General features: G+C 51.4%; 10 protein-coding genes. 2 read left to right on the top strand and 8 right to left on the bottom strand.

From position 1 onward, the window contains the following. The first annotated feature begins 4 nt into the window (after positions 1–4). Together LA337_15435 and LA337_15430 are read left to right on the top strand one after the other, a co-directional pair. A complete protein-coding gene (locus tag LA337_15435; protein ID UBI14573.1) occupies positions 5–1,195 on the top strand; it encodes a Bcr/CflA family multidrug efflux MFS transporter in 1,191 nt (396 codons plus the stop codon). A 333-nt stretch (positions 1,196–1,528) separates the two neighbouring features. After that, the gene (locus tag LA337_15430) at positions 1,529–1,873 is read left to right on the top strand and encodes a YejG family protein (GenBank protein ID UBI14572.1); all 345 of its coding nucleotides are present in this window, start codon (positions 1,529–1,531) and stop codon (positions 1,871–1,873) included. Positions 1,874–1,876: 3 nt separating this feature from the next. On the opposite strand, the gene yejF is transcribed toward LA337_15430, so the two are convergent. The 8 genes from yejF to LA337_15390 all read right to left on the bottom strand — a co-directional run bounded on the left by yejF (position 1,877) and on the right by LA337_15390 (position 11,952). Continuing rightward, positions 1,877–3,466: a microcin C ABC transporter ATP-binding protein YejF gene (gene yejF / locus LA337_15425; GenBank protein ID UBI14571.1), complete on the bottom strand. Its 1,590-nt coding sequence runs from the start codon at positions 3,464–3,466 to the stop codon at positions 1,877–1,879. A gap of 1 nt (position 3,467) precedes the next feature. Continuing rightward, positions 3,468–4,493: an ABC transporter permease gene (locus LA337_15420; protein ID UBI14570.1), complete on the bottom strand. Its 1,026-nt coding sequence runs from the start codon at positions 4,491–4,493 to the stop codon at positions 3,468–3,470. Further along, positions 4,493–5,587, bottom strand: coding sequence for a microcin C ABC transporter permease YejB (locus tag LA337_15415; protein ID UBI14569.1), 1,095 nt, complete (start codon positions 5,585–5,587; stop codon positions 4,493–4,495). Before LA337_15415 ends, LA337_15420 begins: the two co-directional genes overlap by 1 nt. Then, positions 5,588–7,402 (bottom strand): extracellular solute-binding protein, encoded by a 1,815-nt coding sequence (locus LA337_15410; protein UBI14568.1) that lies wholly within the window; start codon positions 7,400–7,402, stop codon positions 5,588–5,590. 99 nt (positions 7,403–7,501) lie between these two features. Next, on the bottom strand, positions 7,502–9,061 hold the full coding sequence (locus tag LA337_15405; GenBank protein UBI14567.1) for a cyclic di-GMP phosphodiesterase: 1,560 nt from the start codon (positions 9,059–9,061) through the stop codon (positions 7,502–7,504). Between the two features lie 173 nt (positions 9,062–9,234). Next, positions 9,235–9,804, bottom strand: coding sequence for a bifunctional murein DD-endopeptidase/murein LD-carboxypeptidase (mepS, locus tag LA337_15400; protein UBI14566.1), 570 nt, complete (start codon positions 9,802–9,804; stop codon positions 9,235–9,237). Positions 9,805–10,217: 413 nt separating this feature from the next. Next, a complete protein-coding gene (locus LA337_15395) occupies positions 10,218–10,937 on the bottom strand; it encodes a phosphatase PAP2 family protein (GenBank protein UBI14565.1) in 720 nt (239 codons plus the stop codon). 28 nt (positions 10,938–10,965) lie between these two features. Then, entirely contained in the window at positions 10,966–11,952 is a 987-nt protein-coding gene (locus tag LA337_15390; GenBank protein UBI14564.1) for a GTP-binding protein, read from the bottom strand. Positions 11,953–12,063: the final 111 nt, after the last annotated feature.

Here is a 12,063-nt window from a genome sequence, read left to right as displayed (position 1 = left end):
AAATGTGACCACCCGGCAGAACTCGTCAATTGCCATTGTCTTTATCCTTGGCTTATTAGCCATGTTGATGCCGTTGTCGATTGATATGTATCTTCCGGCGCTGCCTGTTATCTCTGAACAGTTTGGTGTGCCTGCAGGTAGCGCGCAGATGACCCTCAGCACCTATATTCTTGGGTTCGCGGTGGGGCAGTTGCTGTATGGTCCAATGGCTGACAGCATTGGGCGCAAGCCGGTTATTCTGGGCGGGACGCTGGTATTTGCGGCGGCGGCAGTTGCCTGTGCGCTGGCGCAAACTATCGATCAACTGATCGTCATGCGTTTCTTCCATGGTCTGGCGGCTGCGGCGGCGAGCGTGGTTATCAACGCCCTGATGCGCGATATCTATCCAAAGGAAGAGTTTTCACGCATGATGTCATTTGTCATGCTGGTCACGACAATTGCGCCGCTGTTAGCGCCCATCGTAGGCGGTTGGGTGCTGGTATGGCTGAGCTGGCACTACATCTTTTGGATCCTCGCCGTGGCGGCTATTCTGGCATCGGTGATGATCTTTACGCTGATTAAAGAGACCTTACCGGTAGAGCATCGTCAGCCGTTTCGCCTGCGTACTACTCTTGGCAATTTTGCCTCGCTGTTTCGCCATAAACGCGTACTGAGCTATATGCTGGCCAGTGGGTTCAGCTTTGCCGGGATGTTCTCGTTCCTGAGCGCGGGACCTTTTGTCTATATTGAGATCAACCACGTTTCGCCGCAGCATTTCGGTTATTACTTCGCGCTGAATATTGTTTTCCTGTTCGTGATGACCATCATCAACAGCCGCTTTGTTCGTCGGGTTGGCGCATTGAATATGTTCCGTACCGGCCTGTGGATCCAGTTCGTGATGGCGGGCTGGATGGTCTTTAGCGCACTGTTCGGGGTTGGTTTCTGGGCGCTGGTGGTGGGTGTTGCGGCGTTCGTTGGCTGTGTGTCGATGGTGTCATCCAACGCCATGGCGGTTATTCTGGATGAATTTCCGCATATGGCGGGAACGGCGTCATCGTTGGCTGGGACATTCCGCTTCGGCATTGGCGCTATCGTTGGGGCGCTGTTATCTCTGGCAACCTTTAACTCGGCCTGGCCAATGATATGGTCGATAGCGTTTTGCGCCACCAGTTCAATTCTCTTCTATCTCTACGCCAGTCGCGCCAAAAAACGGTGATCTATTACACAACCTGGGGGTCATAAGGCCTCCAGAGTTGATATACATCAACCGCAAATCTATCATTTTCCCTGCTTATGTTTATTTTATGTAAAATCAATTTGTGTAAAAAGTCACATCATTGTAGTTAAAAAGGTTGAGTTAGATCGCAGAAACGAGTACATATAGCGCGGAAATATGCCAGAACCGTTGAATAAATTTAAATAGTGGGTTCGGAAAACGGCATAACGACAGGGTGTAAACGTTTACCAACTGTTTAAAGACGTATTGTCAATGATGTGTTAATATTGATGTAAAATAATTGTGAAGTAATTGTACTTCCAGGGAAAGAAAGTGATGACATTACAACTCTCAATCGTTCATCGTCTGCCGCAGTGCTATCGTTGGTCGGTGGGTTTCGCAGGTTCAAAAGTTGAACCGATTCCGCACAACGGTCAGAACAATGAGAACAGCCTGGTGGCGCTCAAATTGCTTAGCCCTGATGGTGACAGCGCGTGGTCAGTTATGCATAAACTCAGCCAGGCCCTCAGCGACATTGAGGTACCTTGTTCTGTACTGGAATGCGAAGGAGAGCCGTGCCTGTTTGTGAATCGTCAGGATGAATTTGCCGCGACCTGCAGGCTGAAAAATTTCGGCGTGGCTATCGCAGAGCCGTTTTCAAATAACAATCCGTTTTGAGCGTCAGCTTAGCGCAAGCAGCTGACGCGTATATGCCTGTTGTGGCGCGTTAAATACGTGCTCGCATTGTCCTTGTTCCACGACCTCTCCCTGCCTTAGTACAATAACCTGATGGCATAACGCGCGTACTACGTGCAAATCATGGCTGATAAAGATATAAGCCAGGCGATGCTTTTCCTGTAACGACTTTAACAACGTCAGGATTTGCGCCTGTACGGTTCTGTCGAGCGACGATGTTGGTTCATCCAGAATGATCAGGGAAGGCTTGAGAATCAACGCTCTGGCAATGGCTATGCGTTGACGTTGGCCGCCGGAAAACTCCGCCGGATAACGATGCCGCGTTTCGCTATCCAGACCCACTTCCGCCATTACCGCTTTCACCTGCGCTTCGCGCTGTTCGGCTGACAGGGTTGGCTGATGAACGCGTAACCCCTCCTCAATAATCTGTAGCACGCTCAGGCGCGGGTTCAGCGAGGAATTGGGATCCTGAAAAACCACCTGAATGCGGTGACGGACCGGCAACAGCTGGCGACGATTTAACGTATGTAGCGCCAGACCATCGAACACAATGCTACCCTGTGAGGTGATAAGTCTCAGCAGCGCCAGCCCGGTAGTACTTTTCCCCGATCCAGATTCCCCAACCAGCCCCAGCGTTTCACCGGGCCGGAGGGAAAAACTGACGTTATTAACGACGACGTTATGGTCCACCACGCGCTTCAGGATACCTTTACGAATGGGAAAGGCGACGCGGAGTTTCTCCACTTCCAGCAGCGGAGCTTGCCCAGCAGGTACAGGCACCGGATCGCCGGAAGGTTCGCTGTTTAACAATTTCTGCGTGTAGGGATGCGTTGGCGCAGCCAACAGCTGTGCTGCTCGATTTTGCTCAACGCACTGGCCGTTTTGCATGACCGCAACGGTATCGGCCAGCTTTTTCACAATGCTCAGGTTGTGGGTGATGAACAGTAATCCCATGTTCAGCTCACGCTGCAACTCTCGCAGCAACTGCAGGATCTGCGCCTGTACCGAAACGTCCAGCGCGGTGGTCGGTTCATCGGCAATAAGCAGCTCCGGTCGTGTTAGCAGCGCCATGGCGATCATCACACGCTGGCGTTCACCGCCGGACAGCTGGTGCGGGTAGTCTGCAAGACGTTTGGCCGCCTGACGGATGCCAACGCGATCCAGACAGGTCAGAATCTCGGCCCGTGCAGCCTCGCGACGCATCCCCCGATGCAGCGACAGCACTTCATAAAGCTGTTTTTCCAGGTTGTGGAGCGGGTTCAGTGACATCATCGGGTCCTGGAAAATCATGGCGATTTTATTCCCTCGTACGCCGCGAAGCGTCTGCTCGTTGGCGTGAAGTAATGATTCTCCATGAAAACGAATGTCGCCGGAAAGGTAGACTACCGGAGGGGAGGGTAATAACCGTAAAATAGAAAGCGCGGTCACGCTTTTACCCGAACCAGATTCACCCACCAGCGCCAGAGTTTGTCCGGCATCAACCCGCAGTGAGAGGGCGTTGACGACGGTGCGCACGGTCTCTTGTTGGCGAAAACCTACCGATAAATTCTCAATAGCTAACAGCGGTTGTGTCATCTTAAATCGCCTTATTGGGATCGAACGCGTCGCGTACTGCTTCACCGATGAAGATCAGTAGCGATAATAGCAGAGCGACGGAGATGAACGCGGTGATCCCAAGCCACGGTGCCTGCAGGTTGTTTTTACCCTGCAACAGGAGTTCTCCGAGCGATGGCGAGCCAAGCGGTAAACCGAACCCAAGAAAATCCAGCGAGGTCAGGGTGGTTATCGAGGCACATAAAATAAACGGTAAAAATGTCAGAGCGGCGACCATCGCGTTGGGTAGCATATGACGCAGAATAATACTGCTATCGCTTACGCCAAGCGCCTGAGCGGCACGAATGTAATCAAAGTTTCGGGTACGTAAAAACTCCGCGCGCACCACGCCAACCAGGCTCATCCAGCCAAACAGCACGGTAATGCCCAGCAGCCACCAGAAGTTAGGCTGGACCACGCTCGACAGCAGAATGATCAGAAACAGCGTTGGCATTCCTGACCAAACTTCAATGAATCGTTGCCCCCACAGATCCACCTTGCCGCCATAGTAGCCCTGGATTGCGCCAGCCATGATCCCCATCACGCTGGAGCACAGGGTTAGCATTAATCCAAACAGGACAGAAATACGTGTACCGTAGAGGATCCTCGCCAGCACGTCACCGCCATTGGCGTCAGTGCCCAGCCAGTTTTGTGCCGAAGGCGGGGAAGGGAAGGGCTTATCGGTGGCAAAGTTAATGCTGGTGGCCCCAAAGCGGATTGGTGCCCACAGGATCCAGCCCTGGTTTTCCAGGCGTTGCTGTAGCCACGGATCCTGATAATCAGCCTGGGTCGCCAGCGGTCCGCCGAAATCGCTTTCGCTGTAGTTTTTGAACAGCGGGAAATACCAGCTATTGTCGTAGCGCACCAGCAGCGGCTTATCATTGGCAATCAGTTCTGAACACAGGCTAAGACCGAACAGCACCAGAAAAATCCACAGCGACCAGTAGCCGCGACGGTTGTGGCGAAAGCGCGCCCAGCGAGCCTGATTAACGGGGCTTAATCGCGACATTAGCGTCCCTCAAAATCAATACGGGGATCGACCAGCGTATAGCTGATGTCGCTGAGGATATTCAGCAGCAGACCGATCAGGGTGAAAATATAGAGCGTGCCGAACATCACCGGGTAGTCGCGTGATACGGTGGATTCATAACCCAGAAGTCCCAGACCGTTAAGCGAGAACATCACTTCAATCAGCAGTGAGCCGGTAAAAAACATGCTGATAAACGTCGCCGGAAAGCCAGCGATCACCAGCAACATGGCATTGCGAAACACATGTTTCCACAGAATATTTTTCTCGCTGACACCTTTGGCGCGCGCGGTGACGACATACTGCTTGCGTACCTCATCCAGAAATGAGTTTTTGGTCAACATGGTCAGCGCGGCAAACCCGCCAACCACCGTCGCCAGCACCGGTAGGGTAATATGCCAAAGGTAGTCGGTCACTTTCTGATACCAGGGCAGGGAGTCAAAATTGGCGGAAACCAGCCCGCGAAGCGGGAACAGGTCGTAGTAGCTTCCCCCGGCAAAAAAGACAATCAGCAAAATGGCAAACAGAAAGGCCGGTATGGCATAGCCGATAATAATAAATGCGCTGCTCCAGACATCAAATCGGCTGCCATTGTGTACCGCTTTGCGGATCCCAAGCGGGATCGACACCAGATAAATGATGAGCGTACTCCACAGCCCAAGTGTAACGGAAACAGGCAGGCTGTCTTTGATAAGCGTCAGCACTGAGGCGCTACGAAACAGGCTATCGCCGAAATCGAAACGAACATAGTCCCAGAGCATTTTGAAATAACGCTCATGAATAGGCTTATCGAACCCGTAGCGGCGAGTGATTTCGGCGATAACCTCCGGATCCAGACCCCGTCCGCCTCGATAATTACTGTCGCTGATGTTTCCAACGCCGGTTTGCGCGTGGCTGGCGCGAACGCCTTCGCTGCCCGCGCCGGGTAATGCCCCGCTTTGCCCGAACTCAATAGCGGCGACGGCCTGCTCAACCGGGCCGCCGGGGGCGATTTGCACGATAAAAAAGTTGATGGTGATGATGGCCCAAAGCGTTGGGATCACCAGCAGCAGACGTCGAATCAGATAAGCGCCCATTTATTCTCCCTGCCGCCTGGCTGCGGGCAGCTTCTCCGCTTTATTGACGTCATACCACCAGTTGTCGAGGCCAATAGTATAAATTGGGCGAATAGCAGGATGCGAAAATTTATCCCACCATGCAATGCGATCCTCTGCCATGAACCACATCGGCAACATGTAGTAGTTCCAGGTTAATACCCGGTCCAGTGCGCGGCCCAGCGGGATCAGCTTGGCTTTATCACCTTGTGCCGCGATGATCTGACCGATCAGTTTATCAATCACCGGGCTTTGCACTCCTGGAGCGTTATAGCTGGAGTCAATATAGTCAGAGGCCCAAAGAATTTGCAGGTCGGAGCTCGGCCACGGCATTGCGCGATACAACCTTGGCATCATGTCATAGTCGCGACTGCGCAGGCGGTTTGTTATTTGTGAGTTATCCACCTGGCGGATATTCATTGTAATGCCCAGGCGCTGCAGGTTGTGCTGGAACGGCAGCACCCACTGACTGTTGCTGCCCGCCGGGAGCAACAGTTCAAAGCTCAGAGGTTTACCGCTGGTGCTGTTTACGCGCTGCTGTCCCTGTAAGACCCATCCGGCCTGTTCCAGTAAGGTATCGGCTTTCAACAGGTTGTCACGATCGTAGCCATCGCCTTTTGATTTTGGCGGCTGGTATATTTGGCTAAAGACCTCAGGGGGGAGATCTTTTTTCAAAGGCGCGAGTATCACCAGTTCATCCGCATCGGGGTATTTTGTCGCGGCATATTCGGTATTCTGAAAATAGCTGTTGGTCCGGCTCCAGGCGTTATAGAACAGCGCTTTATTCATCCATTCAAAATCAAAGGCCAGCGTGATGGCTTCCCGCACCCGCCGGTCGCTGAACACCGGTCGCTGAATATTAAATGCCAGCCAGCGGGTATCCTGGGCGGATTCGTTTTTTTGCTCATCTTTGATGATGTAATGATTGGCGAAATTTTTCCCGGTATAACGCGTTGCCCAGTTTTTGGCATCGTTTTCAAGACGCAGGTCAAACGCCCCAGCCTTAAACGCTTCAAAGGCGACGTTGTCATCCAGATAGTAGTCGTAGCGAATGGTATCAAAGTTCCAGCGCCCGCGGTTAACTGGCAGGTTCGCGGCCCAATAATCTTTGACGCGTGAATAGACTATATACTGACCCATCTTCCATTTCGCGATGCGATAAGGGCCGCTGGCGAGCGGAGGCGATGATAAGGGATCGCTGAGCTTATGATCTTTCCAGTACTTCTCTGGCATCACGGGTAATGAAAACAGGCTGAGCATGTCCTCTTTACCCGGCTTGGCTAATTCAATGCGTACGGTTAATGGCGCGATCGCTTTTACCGTTGTTCCCTTATAGACCAGACGAAACTGCGGCACGCCTTCAGTCATAAATTTGTGGAAGGTGAATGCGACATCGCTGGCGGTAATGGGGGAGCCATCGTGAAAACGCGCCCGCGGATTGATGGCGATTTCTACCCAGGAATAGTCGTCAGCATAGCGTGCGCTGTCGGCGATGAGCGGATAGTAGCTGCCAGGTTCGTCGTCGGAGGTGGTAAACAGCGTGTCGTAAAGCGTTTCGGTACGTGCACCGGGGTTACCGCGCATCGCATAGCGGTTGAAGTTATCGAAGGTGCCGATGGCGGAGAGGGTGATTTGCCCGCCTTTGGGGGCAGCAGGGTTCACGTAATCAAAGTGATTAAAGTTAAACGCGTACTTCGGTTCGCCCAGTACGGCAAAAGCATAGCTTTCTTTGATGGACTGCGCCTCGGCGCTAAACCCGATGAGGGCGATGAACAGAAGCAATACGCGAGGGATCATTAAAAGCGATTTCCTTTTCCTGCTACAACCCGACGGGCATCATGCCTGAAAGATAAGGGATGTAGCGGCGAGTGAGAGTTTATGATTCGCATACTGCGATCACCACGTCGGCTTATTGGGCTGTGCCATCCAACGCACGAAATCAGCAAGCTTTAATGGTCGGCTAATCCAGTATCCCTGGAAAAAATGCACCCCACGATCGCGCAGCCAACGGGCTTGCTCAGGCGTTTCAACCCCTTCAGCAACCGTCAGCATATTAAGACGCTTAGAGAGTGTCAACACAGCGTCCAGAACCGGAGAGGTCAGGGTCTCTGTTCCGATGGCGTTAATAAAGCCGCGATCGATTTTCAGATAGTCAACGGTAAAGCGTTCCAGATAAATCAGTGCGCTATGACCGGTGCCAAAATCGTCAATGGCAATTTCAAAACCTGCTGAATGAAGCCATTCAAATAGCTTCGTGGCCTCGTGTTGATTGAGCATATCCCGTTCGGTGATTTCCAGCACCATCTGGAAATGGTTTGCGGGAAGCGAAGCCTGCAGGCGATGAATGTCGTCTTTAAACGTTTCGCCGTGCAGATGCGTTGGCGCGATGTTGATCCCCAATTTTGCGCCAGCGGGTAAGACTTTTTGCAGCATCGGCGCGTCCTGAGCAATCAACTTAAAGAGATGCTGGGTCAGCGGGACAATCATTTTCTGTGATTCGGCGTAGTGAATGAAGGCATCCGGCGGGATTTCACCCGTTGTCGGATGATTCCAGCGTAATAACACCTCGGCACCTTTCACCTCGAGCGTTTGCACCTCTACAACGGGCTGGTACACCACATAAAATTGGTTATGTTTGATAGCGTTGAGGATATCTTTGCCCGGGCGTAAACGGATGGTGTAGATGTAATACCAGAGAAGAAGAGCGGCAATAATCCCCGCCATACACCCCAACATAATCGAATACCAGACGTCGGTGTAGGTCCACTCATCGGCATATAAACGAATCTGTAGCGGGATACCTTCCAGACTCGCCTGCCGCCAGCGAGATTTAGGCAGGGCGGAGACATCAATAATCCGTGATGAAAATGTCGAAATTGCGTTATCACCGACGACGATGGCAATGCCGTCAAAATCATCCTGTCGGGCGGTATAAAGCAGGTAAGGAGCCAGATTAATATTCAGTGAGGTAAACACGCCGCTGTCAGTAAACGATGGGTTGCGGTGCCAAATCATTATCGCCGGCTTGTTCGGCATCATGGGCGTGCCGGGGAGTAATTCCACGTCAATAGTTCTGCTGATATCAAGGCTTGGGACCAGATCTAAAATCGGGGTGAACATTGAACCCGTTGCGGAGGAGCAGAAAGCAATGCCGTTTTTGACCAGTAAAAATGCGCGGACGTTGAGGCTAAAGGCCGCGCTGGAGGTCAGTTTAGCGCCGACTTGTTGGCAACTGTTGGCGACCAGTGGCTGAAGGGCATCTGTGGTGGTTTGGAGATCGGCAAAGTAGCTACTGACATAATTCTGGATATCGGTAAGGAGCGTGTCGTACTTAACGTCTCGTTTATGCCAGGTCACGAAAAATTGCAGGGTACTCACAAGGAGCGCGACGATAAGCCCCGTTAACATACAGGAAAGCAGGATTTTCCGACCGGATGAAGAGGAGCGTCTGAACATAGTTCCTTATGTTTACCTGAGTTAAGCGCTTATTCTGTATGAATATAACCTGAAATGACTCACCTTGTGAGATTTTTCTTAGTCACGAGGCGAAGCCAAAAAAAAAGCACCGCCGAAGCAGTGCTTTTCAATATGTCTCATCAGGATAGCCAAGGGATAGCTGCCAAACGAAATTAACTGCGGCTCAGGACCCGGCGAGCTTCGTTGTAACGTTTTTTCCAGTAAGGTTCGTTCATGCTGGAAATGATAACGCCACTGCTGGTCGAGGCATGTACGAACTGGTTGTTGCCGATATAAATACCGACGTGACGGCCGGTGGAACCAGCACGGAACAGAACCAGATCGCCTGTGCGCAGGTTAGTGCGCGAAACGGATTTACCCGTTTCCTGTTGTTCGTAGGTTGAGCGAGGAAGCTCTAAACCAAATTGCTCACGGAACGTACGTTGTACGAAGCTTGAACAATCAATACCTTTTTTGGTGCTGCCGCCAAGGCGGTAACGCACGCCTTTCCAGTCAGCATACTGGTCCATAATACGTGATTTAACATCGATATTACGCACCATATTTTCAAATTCATCCTGAGAGGCTTGCAGTGAAGAGTTATCTCCATTGCCCACAGCATGCGTCTCAGAATGCATATTCCTGGCGGTGTTCGTTGTGCTACATGCAGAAAGCAGAACCGCAACTGCTATCGCGGGTATGCCCCGCAAGATATATCTCAAAATCGGTTGAGATTTGACCATTTTGTTTGTTTTCCCTTGAAGTCCTTAACGATAAATATCGTTATAAAAAATGCCAAACGTGACGAGACTAATTACCCTCGCACGATGAGACAATTCTTTAAGGTCAAATCTGTGGCAGAACGCACAAATTTATTCATAAAGAGAATAATTATCCCGCGAGGCAAAACGAGTTCGAGATTACCCGATCGTTCCGGTCATTGCGAGTGATTTTACGTGATTTCTTATAAGAAAAATTGATACAGAAAGTGAATAATCGGTATTGTATAAATTAAGAACAATTGGGATAAAAAAGACGCAACTTACTCATTTTTAACGTGAATAAGATGACAGGAGAATGACAGCCACAATGATGAAATATCAGTAAGCATCATCAGGGAATCAGAAGTATCCCTGATGATGTTAATTACTCTGCGTTATTTGTTTAAAAATTGTTTGTTTTTGCCCGGCAGGTAATTCGCAAACAGAGTCACTAATCGGTCGCTTAAAGGCGTCATTAGCCACCAGGGCAGACCAATCAGGACGACCGTCATGGAACCGATCACGATATCGGTGAGCCAGTGAGCACCAATCATTACGCGCGGGAAGGCAAAAACCACAGCAATAATAAGGCCGATTATTCCGGCGGTTTTTCCGAAATAACGCAGCATAAATGCGGAAAAAATAAGCAGCATCATACCGTGATCGCCGGGGAAACTGTCTCTGGACGCATCTTTGGTCGGAATATGCAGCAGTTCGCTGACGCGGTAAATATTATCCAGCATCAGAGTGGGGCTGGCGCGTTTAACCGGAATAAGCGCCTGACCTAACTGATTTAATACCACTGCGGTGAGCAGCATAACCAGACCAATAGCGACAATGCGTCGGCGACCTTCCGACGTCTCTTTCAGCCAAAAATGCAGCATCAATGCGCCCATTGCCAGCAATGAGCAGCCATCAAATGCCCGGTTATTGGTAATAGCAACAATCCATAAGAATAGCGGGCTTTCCACCAGCTTCTGATTAAAGAAGCGGAAAACGCCCGTATCTATTGAAGACCAGATCCCATGCCCGGCAGGAAGATACCAGGAAAGAAACAGCGCCAGGCCCGCGATATTAAGCAGGAGGATAAGAGGGTATCGGGTTTTCATCGTCATTTACCATTGCTATAAAACGAAGGCAACCTTACGCGCTGGCGTCTAAACGAAGTCTCAACAATGCGCTCTGTAACGCATTCCAGTCGGTCTCGGTATCGGAGATGAGTTCAATACGACTATCCGGCGGCGCGACGTTTTGCGTCTCAATGTGCCAGTCGTCTCCCTGGCGGTTAATGCGCACCAGTCCCTCTTTTATACGCATTACACCTTTCACGCGCCCAACAGGAGCAAGACGCGACCACTCCAGCAGACCGATGGTATCGAATACCGTATCGGCGTCAAAAATCCAGCCGCAGGCCTGATGGCCCTGACCGCTGTTCAGGCTGCGCCGCCAGCGCTGCTGCGCCGGAAGACTCAACGCCGCCAGCCCCTTTTTGTCGGCATGACGATGATTATGCTCCGCGCTTGTCGGAAGCTCCGCAAGGTTGAGTCGGGGTAAATCCAGTAGCTGCCCGTCAATTTTCCCATGGTCGGCATGAACCAACTGGCGATTGCCGCCGTAGTGTTGCCACCAGCTTTGCAGGGCATTTTCGCTTTCCATCGTGGCCCGGTCGGCTTTGTTGGCAACAATGATATCTGCGGCGGCCAGCTGATCGCGGAAATTGTCATTGGCGACGCTTTTTTCATCCAGCAACAGACGGGGGTCAAGGATACAGAGAGTTGCGCGCAAGTCGATCCACGGCTCGTAAACCGGCGCGGTGAGTAAATCCAGAATCTGTTTGGGATGTCCGAGGCCGGTGGGTTCAATCAGCAGACGGTCGGGTTTTCCCTGACGCAGCAGCGTATTAAGGCCTACCTGCATTGGCAGACCGTTAACGCAGCACATACAGCCGCCGGGGATCTCTTTTAGCAGTGCGCCGCTGTCGGCCAGCAGTGCGCCATCGATGCCTACTTCGCCAAACTCATTGACCAGCACGGCCCACTTCTCTGCGGGATCTTTGTTCGCCAATAGATGAAGAATAGAGGTGGTTTTGCCACTGCCGAGAAAACCAGTGATGAGATTGGTTTTAGTCACATTTACTCCAGAATCATAAATTACCGTAATGGCATTTAACAATCCTGGCGAAAAACGGGGAAAAAGAGAAGGGGTGGGAGGACGAAGACGTGCTTCGTCCTGCTTAATGGC

The organism is Citrobacter europaeus (assembly GCA_020099315.1).
In the GTDB taxonomy this organism is placed as follows: domain Bacteria; phylum Pseudomonadota; class Gammaproteobacteria; order Enterobacterales; family Enterobacteriaceae; genus Citrobacter; species Citrobacter europaeus.
Note: the sequence above shows the minus strand (reverse complement) of the source record. Positions and strands in the feature narration are given on the sequence as shown.